At 75.4% G+C, this 14,774-nt stretch carries 13 protein-coding genes and 1 rRNA gene; 7 read left to right on the top strand and 7 right to left on the bottom strand.

Annotated elements, in window-relative coordinates; genetic code table 11:
• Positions 1-323: 323 nt before the first annotated feature.
• Positions 324-1,823: a D-alanyl-D-alanine carboxypeptidase/D-alanyl-D-alanine endopeptidase gene (gene dacB, locus ACFWH7_RS14000; protein WP_378217121.1), complete on the bottom strand. Its 1,500-nt coding sequence runs from the start codon at positions 1,821-1,823 to the stop codon at positions 324-326.
• Between the two features lie 159 nt (positions 1,824-1,982).
• On the opposite strand from dacB, the gene ACFWH7_RS13995 reads away from it, so the two are divergent.
• Complete coding sequence (locus ACFWH7_RS13995) at positions 1,983-2,486, top strand: inorganic diphosphatase (RefSeq protein WP_034655165.1); 504 nt, start codon at positions 1,983-1,985, stop codon at positions 2,484-2,486.
• A 63-nt stretch (positions 2,487-2,549) separates the two neighbouring features.
• Here ACFWH7_RS13995 and ACFWH7_RS13990 read toward each other — a convergent pair whose 3' ends face one another.
• The 4 genes from ACFWH7_RS13990 to ACFWH7_RS13975 all read right to left on the bottom strand — a co-directional run bounded on the left by ACFWH7_RS13990 (position 2,550) and on the right by ACFWH7_RS13975 (position 6,001).
• A complete protein-coding gene (locus ACFWH7_RS13990; protein WP_378217120.1) occupies positions 2,550-3,203 on the bottom strand; it encodes a response regulator in 654 nt (217 codons plus the stop codon).
• Entirely contained in the window at positions 3,200-4,432 is a 1,233-nt protein-coding gene (locus tag ACFWH7_RS13985) for a sensor histidine kinase (RefSeq protein ID WP_378217119.1), read from the bottom strand. The genes ACFWH7_RS13990 and ACFWH7_RS13985 overlap by 4 nt, the downstream gene beginning before the upstream one ends.
• On the bottom strand, positions 4,429-5,385 hold the full coding sequence (locus ACFWH7_RS13980; RefSeq protein ID WP_378217118.1) for a hypothetical protein: 957 nt from the start codon (positions 5,383-5,385) through the stop codon (positions 4,429-4,431). Before ACFWH7_RS13980 ends, ACFWH7_RS13985 begins: the two co-directional genes overlap by 4 nt.
• 76 nt (positions 5,386-5,461) lie before the next feature.
• A complete protein-coding gene (locus tag ACFWH7_RS13975; protein ID WP_378217117.1) occupies positions 5,462-6,001 on the bottom strand; it encodes a TetR/AcrR family transcriptional regulator in 540 nt (179 codons plus the stop codon).
• 55 nt (positions 6,002-6,056) lie between these two features.
• On the opposite strand from ACFWH7_RS13975, the gene ACFWH7_RS13970 reads away from it, so the two are divergent.
• Positions 6,057-7,079 (top strand): SDR family NAD(P)-dependent oxidoreductase, encoded by a 1,023-nt coding sequence (locus ACFWH7_RS13970; protein ID WP_378217116.1) that lies wholly within the window; start codon positions 6,057-6,059, stop codon positions 7,077-7,079.
• Here ACFWH7_RS13970 and ACFWH7_RS13965 read toward each other — a convergent pair.
• Positions 7,061-8,494 carry a C40 family peptidase gene (locus ACFWH7_RS13965; RefSeq protein ID WP_378217114.1) on the bottom strand — a complete coding sequence of 478 codons (1,434 nt, stop codon included), beginning with the start codon at positions 8,492-8,494 and terminating at the stop codon, positions 7,061-7,063. The genes ACFWH7_RS13970 and ACFWH7_RS13965 overlap by 19 nt on opposite strands.
• Positions 8,495-8,872: 378 nt before the next feature.
• Between ACFWH7_RS13965 and ACFWH7_RS13960 the strand changes: the two genes are divergently transcribed.
• From ACFWH7_RS13960 to ACFWH7_RS13940, 5 genes are all read left to right on the top strand, one after another.
• Positions 8,873-10,210: a bifunctional o-acetylhomoserine/o-acetylserine sulfhydrylase gene (locus tag ACFWH7_RS13960; protein ID WP_378217113.1), complete on the top strand. Its 1,338-nt coding sequence runs from the start codon at positions 8,873-8,875 to the stop codon at positions 10,208-10,210.
• A gap of 44 nt (positions 10,211-10,254) precedes the next feature.
• A complete protein-coding gene (gene metX / locus ACFWH7_RS13955; protein WP_378217112.1) occupies positions 10,255-11,568 on the top strand; it encodes a homoserine O-acetyltransferase MetX in 1,314 nt (437 codons plus the stop codon).
• A 71-nt stretch (positions 11,569-11,639) separates the two neighbouring features.
• A complete protein-coding gene (locus ACFWH7_RS13950; protein ID WP_378217110.1) occupies positions 11,640-12,350 on the top strand; it encodes a maleylpyruvate isomerase N-terminal domain-containing protein in 711 nt (236 codons plus the stop codon).
• Positions 12,351-12,426: 76 nt separating this feature from the next.
• A complete protein-coding gene (locus ACFWH7_RS13945) occupies positions 12,427-13,386 on the top strand; it encodes a zinc-binding dehydrogenase (RefSeq protein ID WP_378217108.1) in 960 nt (319 codons plus the stop codon).
• Positions 13,383-14,354: an alpha/beta hydrolase gene (locus ACFWH7_RS13940; RefSeq protein ID WP_378217107.1), complete on the top strand. Its 972-nt coding sequence runs from the start codon at positions 13,383-13,385 to the stop codon at positions 14,352-14,354. Before ACFWH7_RS13945 ends, ACFWH7_RS13940 begins: the two co-directional genes overlap by 4 nt.
• Positions 14,355-14,472: 118 nt before the next feature.
• Here the strand turns inward: ACFWH7_RS13940 and rrf are convergent.
• Positions 14,473-14,589 (bottom strand): 5S ribosomal RNA (gene rrf / locus ACFWH7_RS13935).
• Between the last annotated feature and the right edge of the window lie 185 nt (positions 14,590-14,774).

Here is a 14,774-nt window from a genome sequence, read left to right as displayed (position 1 = left end):
TTACAACCCCCCCCCGGCCGCCCCCGCGGCCGCTCCCCCGGGGGGTGTATCCTTCCTCTCAACCCCCTCATGGGGGCCCCCCGGCCCACCCCCGGCGGTGCGCAGCCCGTCGACCAGGTCGGCGAGCTCGTCGCGCGACGCCTGCGGGCCCGGCCGCGCGAGCCGACCCGCGATCTGGGCGGCGGCCGACCAGTCGACGATCGACGTGTCGCCGCGTGACGGGTCGCTGCCCGAACGGCCGTCCTGCTCGACGAGTGTCACCGTCTCACCGTATCCCGGCCCTCTCTCGGCCGGGACACGGGCCCCAGACAGGCCGGAGCGGGTCAGGCGGTGCAGCCGCACTCCGCGAGCGAGGCGACGAAGTCGTCGAAGATGAGGCGCGCGCCGTACGTGCCCCCGTCGGGGACGGCGTCGGCCATGAGGGAGAACACGAGGAGGCGGTCGTCGGCCGTGACGACCGTGCCCGCGAGCGACGTGACGTTCGGCAGGCTGCCCGTCTTGGCCCGCACGACGCCGCGGCCCGCGTTCTCGAGGTAGCGCTCGCCGAGCGTCCCGGACAGTCCCGCGACCGGCAGCCCGACGGCGCCGGGCCGCAGCTGCGGGTGCGCCGGGTCCGCGAGCAGGCCGACGACCTCGTCGAGCTGGGCGGGCGTGACGAGCGAGCCGTCGCCGAGGCCCGAGAGATCGGCGAGCGCCGCGTCCGTGAGGTCGACCCCGAGCCCCTCGACGGCCGACCGGACGGCCTGCGTCGCGCCGGCCGCGGAGCCGGGCAGCCCCGCGTCGATCGCGACGACGCGGCCCACCACCTCCGTGATGGTGTTGTCGGAGTGCTGGAGCAGGTACGCGACGACCTCGCTCAGCGGCGCGGACTCCACCTCGCCGACCGTGCGGCCGTCGTCGGGCGCGGGTGCGCGCACCACGTCCCCCGCCACGGTGACCCCCTGCTCGGCGAGCGCGGCGACGAACGCGTCGGCGGCCGCCAAGGCCGGGTCCTCCGCGCGCGGCGCGTACTCCTCGTCCTCGAGCCGCGCGATGTCGACCGCGAGCGCGGCGACGGGCGCGACGTAGCCGTTGCGCACGCTCGCCGGGTCGACAGTCGGCGCGACCGCGGCGCCCGTGAAGAGCGTGTCGTCGAGGCGGAGCGAGATCGTCGTGCGGCCCGTGAGCCGGAGCTCGCCCGCGACCTGCGCGGCGAGGTCGCCGAGGCCCGCCCGGCCGTTGACGGCCGTCGGGTCGCCGGCGCCCGCGGCCAGCATCATGTCGCCGCCACCCACGAGGTACACGGTCTCCTGGCCCTCGAGGACGGCGCGGGTCGGGAGGGTCGCGTGCGCCCCGGGCGACGTGAGCGCCGCCGCCGCGGTGAGCGTCTTGAGCGTCGACGCCGGGACGTGGCCCACGGTTTCGCCGCTCGCCCCGAGCACGTCACCGGTGGCGGCGTCGGTCACGAGGGCGCCGACGCGGGGACCGAGCCGCGTGTCGGCCGCGAGGCCGTCCACGAGGTCCTGCACGCTCCCCGTCGCCGGGACCGGTGCCGCGGCGTCGAGCGGCGGCAGCCCGACCTCGAGCGGTGGCGCCGCGACGGCGCCCGGCGCGTCGGGGAAGGGGTTCGGCTCCGGGTACGGCGCCGCCGTCGTGAGCACGCCGGGGGCGGCGTCGTACGCGTCCGCGACGGCGTACCCGCCCGCGAGGACGAGCACGACGCCGACGGCCACGCCCGTGCGCGCCCCCCAGCCCATGCGTCTCCCTCGGTCGGTCCCGTCCGCGCGCGCCTGCTCGGCACCGGCGGGCGCCGGTGCCTCCACCGGGACGTCGGGTGCGGGCACGTGCGCATTATCACTCAGCCCGCCCGGTCGGGAGCCCCGTGGGAACCCTTCCGCGCGGACGCCACGTGTCACACTAGTTCCCGCACGACGGCGTGGTCCGTCGTCCACAGACCCAGCCACCGCCCGAGCGTCGCGGTGCCGGTACGACTGGAGGAAGCAGTGGAGTTCGACGTCACGATCGAGATCCCCAAGGGGCAGCGCAACAAGTACGAGGTGGACCACGCGACCGGTCGCATCCGCCTCGACCGCATGCTCTTCACCTCGACGCGGTACCCCGACGACTACGGGTTCATCGAGGGGACGCTCGGCGAGGACGGCGACCCGCTGGACGCGCTGGTCCTGCTCGAGGAGCCCACGTTCCCCGGGTGCCTGATCCGCTGCCGCGCGCTCGGCATGTTCCGCATGCGCGACGAGGCCGGCGGTGACGACAAGGTGCTGTGCGTCCCGACGGGCGACCAGCGCGCCGCGTGGCGCCAGGACATCGACGACGTCTCCGACTTCCACCGCCTCGAGATCCAGCACTTCTTCGAGGTCTACAAGGACCTCGAGCCCGGCAAGTCCGTCGAGGGCGCCCACTGGGTCGGCCGCGCGGACGCCGAGGCCGAGATCGAGCGCTCGCTCCAGCGCGCCATCGACTCGGGGTACCACACGCCGGGTCACTGACCGCGGCGCAGGCCTGGCTCGACGGCGCCGCTCACCCCACGGGGTGAGCGGCGCCGTCGTGCTTCACGGGCGGACCAGGCCGTTCCGGTAGGCCCAGACGACGACCTGGACCCGGTCGCGCAGCCCGAGCTTGCTGAGGACCCGGCCGACGTGGGTCTTGACGGTCGCCTCGGAGAGGTACGTCCGCGCGCCGATCTCGGCGTTCGACAACCCGTCCGCGAGCAGCGCGACCACGTCGCGCTCGCGCTCCGTGAGTCCTGCGAGGGCCCGGTCGCGCGCGGCGACGTCGGGGAGCGCGGGGACCACCTCGGCGAGGAGCCGCCGCGTCGCCGACGGCGCGATGACCGCGTCTCCCCGGTGCACGGTGCGGACGGCGGCGAGCAGGTCCTCGGTCGGCGCGTCCTTGAGCAGGAACCCGGCGGCGCCCGCGCGCAGCGCGGCGTAGACGTACTCGTCCAGGTCGAACGTCGTGAGGACGAGCACCCGGCACGGAGGCATCGGCGCGTCCAGCAGCCGCATCGTCGTCTCGATGCCGTCCATGACCGGCATGCGCACGTCCAGGACGACGACGTCGGCCCGTCGCTCGCGCTGCACGCTCAGCGCCTGTGCACCGTCGGCGGCCTCGCCGACGACGGTCAGGTCCGGTGCGGCGTCGAGCACGGCGACCGCCCCGGCCCGGACGAGCGGCTGGTCGTCGACGACCAGCACGCGGATCACGGGCCGCCGTCCGCACGCCGGGGCGATGCGAGGTTCGAGGTCGGGACCGAGGCCGCGACCGTCCACGCGTCGCCCGCGCGGACCTCGAGCGTCCCGCCCGCCGCCTCGATCCGCTCCCGCATCCCCACGAGCCCCAGGCCAGCGCCGCCCGCCGGAGCGGAGTCCGTGCCGGGGGCAGGTCGGGTGGCACCCGCGTCGTCGGGCGACGGGACGTCGGCCACCTCCACGTGGAGCCCGGCGTCGTGCCACGCGAGGGTGACCACCGTCGACGAGCCGGGCGCCGCATGGCGCGCGCTGTTGGTCAGTGCCTCCTGGACCGTGCGGAACGCGGCGAGCTCGGCCGTCGGACCGAGCGGCACGGGGACACCCGACTCGACGACGCGCACGGCTCGACCCGCCCCGCGGACGCGGCCGACGAGGTCGGGCACGTCCCGGAGCGTCGGCGTCGGCGCCGCGCCCGCCGCACCGACCGGGGTGCCCGCGGGCTCGGCGCGCAGCACGTGCACGATCCCCCGCATGTCTCGCAGCGCCTCACGTCCGGTCTCCTCGACGACCGCGAGCGCCTGCGCCGCGCGCCCCGGATCGGCGCGGCCCACCCGCGCCTGGGCGACGACGACCGAGAGGGAGTGCGCGACGACGTCGTGCATCTCGCGCGCGATCCTGGTGCGCTCGGCGAGCACGGCCCGCTCGGCCCGCTCCTCGCGCTCGGCCTCCGCGCGCTCGCGCCCGGCCAGCGCCTCGCGCCGCACCTGCTCCTGCGACCGCCGGAGCAGGCCGGCGACCCAGGCGACCACGACGAGCGCAGCGAGGAGCAGGCCCAGCAGCCAGGGGCTCGGACCGACCGGCGACGCCGTCACGCTCGGGTCCCCGCGGTACCGGAGCACGGTCGCGGCGGTGCCGACGACACCGGTCACCAGCCCGATCGGGCGCGGCCCCCACGCCGTGCAGGCGTAGACGGAGAGCAGGAACACGAGCGCCGACGGCAGCAGGAAGTAGAGGCCCGAGACGGCGAGCATCCCCGCCACGGCGAGCGCGACGAGCCCGTGCGAGAGCACCGTGGCCGACCGGCGAGCGACGAAGGCGGCGTGCGCCAGCGCGCCGAGCGCGACCAGGGCCCAGGCACGGGCGGCGGGGAGCGACCCCAGCGCGACCGCGCACGTCGCGGGCAGCAGGGCGAGCGCCGTCGCCGTCGCGACGAGCACGTCCCCGCGTGCAGGCCGCACGCTCACGGGACGGCGACCGTTCCTGCGCCGCGGAGGGCGGGGCGCGCGGCGGCGTCGCGCGCGTCCAGCGTCGCGACGAGCAGCGCCACGCCGATCACGAGCCAGGTGCCGTAGGTCAGGGCGACGATGACGGTGATCGCCCCGGCGCCGAGGTCGACCGGACCGTCGTCCAGGCCCAGGAGCTGCGCGGCGGTCCCGAAGACCATGAGCGCCCCCATCGTGAGGCCCGCAGACGCCGCGACCCACCCGCCGGCCCTCAGCACAGCACGGACGACCCTGCCGGGGACCGGGCGGTGCGTCAGCGCGAGCACCAGGACGGCCGCCGTCGCGAACAAGGCGACCTCCATCACCGGCGCTCCCCCCGTGTGCGGCTCGGGCCGTCCGAGCGTACCGCCCAGCCACCAGTAGGCCTTGAGCGCCGGGTAGGGCACGCACATCGCCAGGCCGAGCACCCGCGGCCACCGGCGCCGGACAGGCCGGGCTCCCGCGGTGGCGACCGACCACGTGCTCAGCGTCGTGACGACGGCCGTCACCGCGGCGAGCGACCGCACCAGCGTCCCCGGGACGTCGACCACGGAGAAGTCGCCGGCCGGGATCCCCGTCACCGCGAAGAACGCCCGGAACGCGTCGAGCGCGAGACCTCCGGCCGCCCAGAAGAGCAGGACGACGGCGGCCCCACCGAGGACGGCCGACCGGCGGGACCCGGCACCGTGCCCGCGGGCGGTGGCGACCGCGAGCAGCGCGAGCCCTGCGGCGACGGGTGCCACCCAGGGCGGCGCGAAGATCGCCGAGTACCCGTCCGGTGGCGGCCCCGACCAGCGCAGGACGCCTGCGACGAGGGTCACGGACGCGGTGACCGCTGTCGTCGCGGGGTGCGCGGCGGATCCGGTGGAACGGGTGGACCCGACGGGCGCGGTGGGACGGAACCGGGACGAGGTCGTGTCGGTCGTGTCGGTCATGGGACCAGCCTCACCACCCGGCCTCCCGGTGCGCGTCGCCCTCAGGTCGCGACGGCGCGCGACCCAGGTCCCCGGCTCACCGCGCCCGCAGGCCCGCGACCAGGGTGTCGACGACGACGTCCCGGTCCTCGGGTGACCCGAGGCGCACCGCGTGCTCGATGCCGCACACGAGGTGCTCCACCTGGGCCGGCGAGAGCTCGGGACGCACAGCGCCGGCCCGCTGCGCGCGCGCGAGCACGTCGGTGAGCTCGCCGAGCACCTCGGCCTTGAGCGCGGCGACGTCGGGGCTCGCGTCCGTGGTCGCGAGCAGGACGGCCTGGAGCCCGCCCGCCTCGACGTGCAGGCCCACCACGTCGCGCACCAGCGACTCGAAGGCCTGACCCGGGTCCGGGTCGTCGAGCGCCGCACGGGTACGGTCGCGCAACCGGTGCAGGGCGTCGCGCGTGAGCTCCTCGAGGAGCGCGTGGGAGGTCGCGAAGTGGCGGTAGACCGTCCCGACCCCCACGCCCGCCGCACGCGCGATCTCGTTGAGCCGCAGGTCCTTCGGGTCGGCACCGCGCGCGACCTGGAGGATGCGCTCACGGCTGCGGACGGCGTCGGCGCGGAGCGGGGTCATGGTCCCAGCCTATCGCGTAAACGGATGATCCATCCGGATGAGGTATCGTAACCGGATGGACTATCCGATTGAGAACCACACCCTCACCGCGTGGGACCCGAGCGACCTGCCCGACCAGAGCGGGCGCACCCTGGTGGTCACGGGTGCGACGGCGGGCATCGGCTACTTCGCCGCCGAGCAGCTCGCCGCGGCCGGCGCCCACGTCGTGCTGGCCGGCCGGTCGCCCGAGCGCCTCGAGATCGCGGCGACCGCGATCCGTGAGCAGGTCCCCGCGGCGTCGCTGGGCACAGCCGTCGTCGACCTGTCGTCCCTGGCCTCGGTTCGTGACGCCGGAGCGGAGCTGGCCGCGCTCGACCGGCTCGACGGCCTCCTGCTCAACGGCGGCTCGATGGCGATGCGCGCGCGGGACCGCACGGTGGACGGCCTCCCGCTGCTCGCGGGCACGCACGTCGTCGCCAACGCGGCTCTCGTGGCGCACACCCTGCCCGCCCTCCTCCGCACCGGAGCACGCCACGACGTGCGCACGCGCGTCGTCCACACGTCGTCGGGCTTCGTCGACCGGCTCCGGCGACCCGTCGTCGACGCGCTGCCGACCTCGCGGTCCGGCGTCGTCGCGTACACCCGGGCGAAGGCCGTGACCGAGGTCTTCGCGTTCGAGCTCGACCGGCGGCTGCGCTCGGCGGGTGCGCCGACGGAGACCCTCGTGTCCCGGCCGGGCGTCGGGGTGGACGCCCGCACGCCGCACCGCCCCGGGATCCGCGAGGCGAGCGGCCCCGCGCGGCCCAACCCCTACACGCCCTGGGCTCAGGGCAAGGACGCCGCGGCATGGTCGGCGGTGCGGGCGCTCACCGACCCGGGCGCACGCGGCGGCGAGCTCTACGCTCCGGCGAACGGCCGGCGCGGCCTGCCCGTCCGGGTGCAGCCCGGGGCGCTCACCGCCTCGCCCGCCCCGCAGGACGTCGCCTCCGTCTGGCGCCACCTCGAGGAGCTCGTCGGGGTCGACCTCCCCGTCGCGTCCGGCACGCCCGCACCTGACCACAGGGCCCGGGCGGCCGTCCGTCAGGGACGACCCGCGTAGGGCATCGCGTCGACCCAGCGCATCGCGACCTCGTGCACGGGGCTGCCGGGCTGGCGGGCCTCGATCATCCTGCCGTTCCCGGTGTACATCGCGACGTGGCGGATGGTCGACGGGTCCGAGGTGTCGTTCGCGTAGAAGACGAGGTCGCCCGGCCGGAGCCGGTCGTAGGAGATCTTCTGCACGCGCTGGTACTGCGAGCGCGACGTGCGGGTGATGTCGACGCCCGCCGCGGCCCAGGCGCGCGACGTGAGGCCCGAGCAGTCGTAGCCCGGTCCGGTACCGCCGAACACGTAGGGGGCGCCGATCTTCGTGCGCGCCCACGCGACGGCGGCCCGGCCCTGGGCCGCGCTGCCGACGCCCGTTCCCGGGGGCGGCGTGACGACCGGCGGAGGGTCGGGCGTCGGGGCGGGTGCCGGGTTCGGCGCGGGTGCGGGTGCGGGGTTCGGCGCGGGTGCGGGATCCGGGGCCGGCGCGGGTGCCGGTGCCGGGTCGGGCGCCGAGTTCGCGGGTGCGGGGCTGCTCGTCGGGGGCGCCGCGGGCGCGCCCGACGACCCCCCTGCCGCCGGGGTCTCGACGCGCGTCCGGGCCGCGGCCTCGCGCTCGCTCGCGGCCTGCGCGTCGAGGGCGTCCTGGCGCTGGCGCTCGACGTCGACGCTCGTGGCCCGCGCACGGGCGAGCTCGGCGAGGAGCGCCTCACGCCGGGTCGCGGACTCCTGAACCGCGTCGTCGAGCGCGTCGGACGAGACCTGGGCGGCGGCGAGCGCGTCCCGCGCACGGTCCTCGACCTCGCTCTGGTGCGCGAGCGCCGCGTCGGCCCGGGCGCGGGCGGTGTCGGCGACGGCGCGCGCGGTCGCGTGCGCGTCGACCGCGCGCCCCGCGGTACGGCCGGCGACGCGCTCGGCGTTCTCCCGCTCGACGACCTGGCCCACCCCGTCCGCGTCGAGGACGGCACGCAACGCGTCGAGGTCGGTCGACCCCTGCCGGGACGCGCGGAACAGCGCACCGACCGCGGCGCGCGACTCCGTCTCTCCTGTCCGGGCGGTCGCGAGCGCCTCCTGGGCGTCGCGGACCTCCGCGTCGGCCGTCGCGAGCGCGTCCTGGGCGGCGGCGTACTCCTCCGCCGCGGTCTCGACGGCCGCCTCGGCGGCGGACTGGCGGTCCCGCAGCGCCGCGAGCTCGCTCTCGACGGACTCGACGTCCCGGGCGGCGCCGTCGGCGGCCTCGCGCGCCGCGCGGACGTCGTCGTCCGACGGCGGGTCGGACGACGCGGAGGGCGCGAGCCCGACGCCGAGCACGAGCGCGAGCAGGCCCGCGGCGGTCGCGGACACGAGCCGGCGGGGCGCGGTGGCCGGGCGACGCCGCGCTCCCCCGAAGGGCTCCGGCCGGGCGTCGTGCGCCGACGTCGCATCGTCCATCGCTCCTCCTTCGACCGGTCGCTCGGCGTGTCCCGTTGACAGCACCCGCACGAGTCTGCCCAGAAGGTCCGCGATGCGCCATCGGAGCGGTGTCGACCTTCTCAGGATGTGGTCTCGCATCGCGAGACACCCCTGTCGGCGCGGGCGGAACGCGCCTAGCCTCACGAGCATGTCCCGTCGAATGTGTCGCTGACCCCAGCGCACGTTCGCCTGCCCGCGAGCCGTCGTCGACGACGCCCTCGCCGAGGCATCCCGTCCCGTGTGCGCCCCTCGCCGCGGTCGACGGCTGGCCATCCCGCCCTCTCGTCTCCCACGGCACCCGACCACCCGGCGCGCCGTGCGCCGTCGTCCCACCCCACCACCCCGCAGGAGAGCACCATGAGCACCGAGAACGCCCCCGCCTGGTCCTTCGAGACGCGCCAGGTCCACGCCGGCCAGACCGCCGACCCGACGACCGGGGCCCGCGCGCTGCCGATCTACCAGACGACGTCGTTCGTCTTCCCCGACGCGTCCGTGGCCGCCGACCGCTTCGCGCTCAAGGACCTCGGCCCCATCTACACGCGCATCGGCAACCCGACGCAGGAGGTCGTGGAGAACCGCATCGCGTCGCTCGAGGGCGGCGTCGGCGCGCTGCTCCTCGCGTCCGGGCAGGCCGCGACGACGTTCGCGATCCTCAACGTCGCCGAGGCGGGCGACCACGTCGTGGCCTCCCCGAGCCTCTACGGCGGCACCTACAACCTGCTGCAGTACTCGCTCGCCAAGCTCGGCGTCGAGACCACGTTCGTCACCGACCCGCACGACCCGCAGGCCTGGCGTGACGCCGTGCGCCCGAACACGAAGCTCTTCTTCGGCGAGACGATCCCCAACCCGCAGGCCGACGTCCTCGACATCGAGGCCGTCGCCGCCGTGGCGCACGAGGTGGGCGTGCCGCTGATCGTCGACAACACCGTCGCGACCCCCTACCTGCTGCGCCCGCTCGAGCACGGGGCGGACGTCGTCGTGCACTCCGCGACGAAGTACCTCGGCGGCCACGGCTCCGCGATCGGCGGCGTGATCGTCGACGGCGGCACGTTCGACTACGCGGCGCACCCCGAGCGCTTCCCGAACTACAACACGCCCGACCCCTCGTACAACGGCCTGGTCTACGCGCGCGACCTCGGCGTGGACGGCATCCTCGGGGCGAACCTCGCCTACGTGCTCAAGGCGCGGGTCCAGCTCCTGCGCGACCTGGGCTCGGCGATCTCGCCGTTCAACGCGTTCCTCATCGCCCAGGGCATCGAGACCCTGTCCCTGCGTGTGGAGCGCCACGTCGCCAACGCGCAGAAGGTCGCGGAGTGGCTCGAGGCGCGCGACGACGTCCGCACCGTGCACTACGCCGGGCTGGCGTCGAGCCCGTGGCGCGCGAACGCGGAGAAGTACCTGCCGCGCGGCGCCGGCGCTGTCCTCGCGTTCGAGCTCGACGGCGGCAGCGAGGCGGGGCAGGCGTTCGTCTCCGCGCTACAGCTCCACTCCAACGTCGCCAACATCGGCGACGTGCGCTCGCTCGTCATCCACCCCGCGTCGACGACGCACAGCCAGCTCACGCCCGAGGAGCAGGCCCAGTCCGGCGTGACGCCCGGCCTCGTCCGTCTGGCCGTCGGCATCGAGCACGTCGACGACATCCTCGCCGACCTCGAGCTCGGGTTCACCGCCGCCAAGTCGTCGCTGGGCGCCTGAGCGGCGGCGCCAGCACGCCCGCCAGAACGACGACGAGGACTGCGATGACGGATCTGGACAGCCGGGGCGCCCTGCGCGCCCCGGCCGTACAGTGGCCGACGGTGAGCCCTGTGAACGACGACCTCCTCTCCCCCGCCCCCGACGCCCGACGCGGCCGACGGCCGGACGACTCGGGGCGCGGCGTCGCGCCGTCGCGCGCGCGGGTGAAGGCTCCGGTCCCGGCGACCGGCGCCTGGCGGGACGGGGACCCGGTAGGGCAGCGGCAGTTCGCCGACGTCGGCACGTTCGACCTCGAGTCCGGCGCTCGCCTGCCCGACGTCCGCGTCGCGTACGAGACGTGGGGCACGCTCGCACCGGACGGGTCGAACGCCGTCCTCGTGCTGCACGCCCTCACCGGTGACTCCCACGTCAGCGGTCCCGCCGGGGAGGGGCACGCCACCGCGGGCTGGTGGGAGTCGCTCGTGGGGCCGGGCGCGCCGATCGACACCGACCGCTGGTTCGTCGTCGCACCCAACGTGCTCGGCGGGTGCCAGGGCAGCACCGGCCCGGCGTCCACCGCGCCGGACGGCCGCCCCTGGGGCAGCCGGTTCCCGCGCGTCACGACGCGCGACCAGGTCGCGGTCGAGATCGAGCTCGCGCGGGCGCTCGGCATCTCGTCGTGGGCGTTCGTCATCGGCGCCTCGATGGGCGGGCACCGTGTGCTCGAGTGGGCGCTGCTCGGGCCCGAGGCGGGGATCGACGTCGTCTCGCTCGCCGCGATCGCGACGACGGCGCAGACGACGGGCGACCAGATCGCCTGGGCGCACCCGCAGCTCGGCGCGGTCCGCGCGGACCCGCGCTTCCGGGACGGCGACTACTACGACGCCACCGACGGCGACGGACCGCACGTCGGGCTCGGCATCGCGCGGCAGATCGCGCACGCCACCTACCGGTCCGCGCGCGAGCTCGACGACCGGTTCGGCCGCCTGCCGCAGGGCGGCGAGGACCCCTTCACCGACGGGCGCTACGCCGTGCAGTCCTACCTCGACCATCACGGCGACAAGCTCGCGCGGCGGTTCGACGCCAACTCGTACGTCGTGCTCACCGAGTCGATGCTCACGCACGACCTCGGCCGCGACCGCGGCGGCGTCGAGGCGGCGCTCGCGCAGATCACCGCGCACGCGCTCGTCGTCGCGGTCGACACCGACCGGCTCTTCCTCCCCGGCGACTGCGCGCGCATCGCGGCCGGGATCCCCGGCGCAGAGCCCCTCCGCACGCTCAGGAGCGACTTCGGGCACGACGGGTTCCTCATCGAGTTCGACCAGCTCGGCCCGATCGTCGCGGACTTCCTCGGCGAGCCGGCGCGCGTCCGCGACTGACCGTTCGACCGACCTGTCCACGAGATGGTGCCGTGACGGGCGTGCCCGCCACGTCCTGGCACGATGAAGAGATGGACAGCGACGTGACCGAGGCGGCTCAGCACCTGCGCACCCAGTGGGACCGGCTCGACCGCTGGCTGCGGGACCTCGGGGGCGAGCTGGACCGCGACGCCGGTCGTGCGAGCGTGCTCGACGGCTGGACCGTCGGCGAGCTGGTCACGCACCTCGGTCGCGTCATGGAGACCCTGGCGCTGTGCGGGCCCGTGCCCGCCGGCACCGTTCCCCTCACGCTCGCGGAGTACCTCGGCACGTACCCGGAGCGAGCGGAGGAGATCGAGCACGCGACACGCGCCCTCGACGCGGAGATCGCCGACGACCGCCTCGGGCGCGTCCAGGCCCTCGCCGCCGCCGGCTTCTCCCGGCTCGACGAGCTCGGCGACCAGCACGTCGTGCAGGCGCGGCGCGGCCCCATCACCCTCCACGACATGGTGCGCTCGCGGGTCCTGGAGCTCGTCGTCCACGCCGACGACCTCGCGCGCACCTTCCCGGGCGTGGTCACCGACCCGGTGGACCGCGCCGCGCTCGACGCCGTCGCGGCCGAGCTGCTGCACGTCATCGTCACGCGCGGCGGCTGGGCGCTCGAGGTGCGCGACCCCCGCCTGTGGCTGCGCCTCGCGTGCGGCCGCGTCCCCTACGACGTCGACGAGCTCGCGCGGGCCCTCGAGCCCGTGCACACCTCCGAGGCGGTCCCCGACCTCGGCCGCATGCTCCCGCTGCTCTGACCGTCCCGCCGGTGAGGTGACGCGCGGCACGCACTCTCCCGTGGTTGCGGCGCGGACCGGACCGTAGGTTGGGGGCATGCTCGCCGCCTACGCCGACCACCTCGACCCCGACGACCCCCTGGCCGGGCTGGTCGTCGGGGAACGTCCCGAACCGGAGCCGCGCGAGCACTGGACCACCGTCGACGTGCGCGCCGCATCGCTCAACCACCACGACCTGTGGTCGCTGCGAGGGGTCGGGCTGCCCGCGGACCGGCTCCCCATGATCCTCGGGACCGACGCCGCGGGCATCGCCCCTGACGGCAGCGAGGTCGTCGTGCACGCGGTGATCGGGGCGGACGGGCACGGGGTCGGGCCCACGGAGCGTCGGTCGCTCCTCTCCGAGCGCTACCCCGGCACGCTCGCCGAGCGCGTCGCCGTCCCGACGCACAACCTCGTCCCCAAGCCCCCGGAGCTGACGTTCGTCGAGGCCGCCTGCGTGCCCACCGCCTGGCTGACGGCGTACCGCATGCTCTTCACCGCGGGCGGTGCCGCGCCCGGCGACCGCGTGCTCGTCCAGGGCGCGGGGGGCGGCGTCGCGACGGCGGCCGTCGCCCTCGGCGCGGCCGCCGGGCTCGAGGTGTGGGTCACCTCCCGCTCGGCCGCCAAGCGCGCCGGGGCCGCGCGGCTCGGGGCGGCCGCGACGTTCGAGCACGGTGCGCGTCTTCCCGCGCCGGTCGACGTCGTCGTGGAGACCGTCGGCCAGGCCACGTGGCGCCACTCGCTCCGCTCCGTGCGCCCGGGCGGGACCGTCGTGGTCGCGGGAGCCACGAGCGGCGACGCGTCGCCCGCCGAGCTGACGCGCGTCTTCTTCCACGAGATCCGCATCCAGGGCGTGACGATGGGGACGCGCGACGACCTCGCGGCGTTGCTGCGGTTCCTCGCGCGGAGCGAGGTGCGGCCCGTCGTCGACCAGGTGCTGCCTCTGGCGCAGGCTCGCGACGGTCTCGCGCGACTCGCTGCCGGAGAGCAGTTCGGCAAGGTGGTGCTCACGCCGTGACGTCGTCGGGCTGGGGTCCGGACGTCCTCGGCGCCGGGTACGAGCAGTGCACGGTCGAGCTGGAGCCCGACGACGAGGGCGAGGTCGTCGTGACCGTGGTCCGCCACCTGCCGGCGACCAACGAGCCGATCCGGCCGGCGCGCGCGGTGCTGTACGTCCACGGCTGGAGCGACTACTTCTTCCAGACCGAGCTCGCCGAGACCTGGCGCGCGCTCGGTGCCGCGTTCTACGCCGTCGACCTCCGCAAGTACGGACGCAGCCTGCGCCCGCACCAGACGCCCGGGTACGCCGACCACCTCACCGAGTACGACGCCGACATCGCCGCCGCGCTCGACGTCGTCCGGGCGGACCTTGGCGCGCACGTCGCCATCATGCTCATGGGTCACTCCACCGGAGGGCTCGTCGCCGCGCTCTGGGCGCACCGGCACCCGGGCGCCGTCCGGGGGCTCGTGCTCAACAGCCCGTGGCTCGAGCTCCAGGGATCGTCGGTCGCCCGGACCGTCTCGGGCCCAGCGATCCGGCAGCTCGCGCGCTTCCAACCGCGCACCCCGCTACCGAACGTCGACCCCGGATACTACGCCCGGACGCTGCGCGACCGCGACGACGGCGCCTGGGTGATCGACGACGCCTGGCGGCCCGTCCCGTCGTTCCCCGTCCGTGCTGGCTGGCTGCGTGCGGTCATCTCCGGTCACGCCCGCGTCGCAGCTGGACTCGCCATCGACTGCCCCGTGATCGTGCTCCTCGCCGAGAAGTCGCTGTTCAGCACCCGCTGGTCCGAGGACATGCGTTCCGCCGACATCGTGCTCGACGTCGAGCCGCTGGCGCGCCGCGCCGCGCACCTCGGGCGGGTCGTCACCATCGTCAGGATCCCCGGCGGGATGCACGACCTCTCGCTCTCGGCTCCCGAGCCGCGCGCGCGGTTCTTCGCGGAGATCGTGCGCTGGTCGGCGGCCTACGGCTGGGCTTGACCGATCCCGGAGGAGCGTCTCCGCGCAAGCCTGCGGGGTGTCAGGGCCTCGCGGACATGAGGGTATGCAGAAATGCCGAAGGCCCACCCCGTGTGGGGTGGGCCTTCGGTGAAGGGTTGTCCGGCGGCGTCCTACTCTCCCACCCCGTCTCCAGGGCAGTACCATCGGCGCTGAAGGGCTTAGCTTCCGGGTTCGGTATGGGACCGGGCGTTTCCCCTTCGCTGTGACCGCCGTAACTCTGTGAACCTTCTCAACACTGGGCACCCCGGGTGGGGGGGTGTGGTGTTGGTGGTTCGGGAACCGCACAGTGGACGCGTAGCATGATGTGTTTGGTGTTGAAGTTGTCGGCTGATTAGTACCGGTCAGCTGCACGGGTCTTTCGTCCCCGCTTCCACGTCCGGCCTATCGACCCAGTGTTCT

This window comes from Cellulosimicrobium cellulans (genome assembly GCF_042723955.1).
Classification (GTDB): Bacteria; Actinomycetota; Actinomycetes; order Actinomycetales; family Cellulomonadaceae; genus Cellulosimicrobium; species Cellulosimicrobium cellulans_H.
This window is presented reverse-complemented; position numbering and strand designations above follow the sequence as displayed.

Bases quoted from the DNA above. Each gene is read 5' to 3' on its own strand.
- ACFWH7_RS13980 (WP_378217118.1), bottom strand. From the start codon at position 5,385: ATGACCGACACGACCGACACGACCTCGTCCCGGTTCCGTCCCACCGCG.
- ACFWH7_RS13975 (WP_378217117.1), bottom strand. From the start codon at position 6,001: ATGACCCCGCTCCGCGCCGACGCCGTCCGCAGCCGTGAGCGCATCCTC.
- ACFWH7_RS13970 (WP_378217116.1), top strand. From the start codon at position 6,057: ATGGACTATCCGATTGAGAACCACACCCTCACCGCGTGGGACCCGAGC.
- ACFWH7_RS13965 (WP_378217114.1), bottom strand. From the start codon at position 8,494: ATGGACGATGCGACGTCGGCGCACGACGCCCGGCCGGAGCCCTTCGGG.
- ACFWH7_RS13960 (WP_378217113.1), top strand. From the start codon at position 8,873: ATGAGCACCGAGAACGCCCCCGCCTGGTCCTTCGAGACGCGCCAGGTC.
- metX (WP_378217112.1), top strand. From the start codon at position 10,255: ATGACGGATCTGGACAGCCGGGGCGCCCTGCGCGCCCCGGCCGTACAG.
- ACFWH7_RS13950 (WP_378217110.1), top strand. From the start codon at position 11,640: ATGGACAGCGACGTGACCGAGGCGGCTCAGCACCTGCGCACCCAGTGG.
- ACFWH7_RS13945 (WP_378217108.1), top strand. From the start codon at position 12,427: ATGCTCGCCGCCTACGCCGACCACCTCGACCCCGACGACCCCCTGGCC.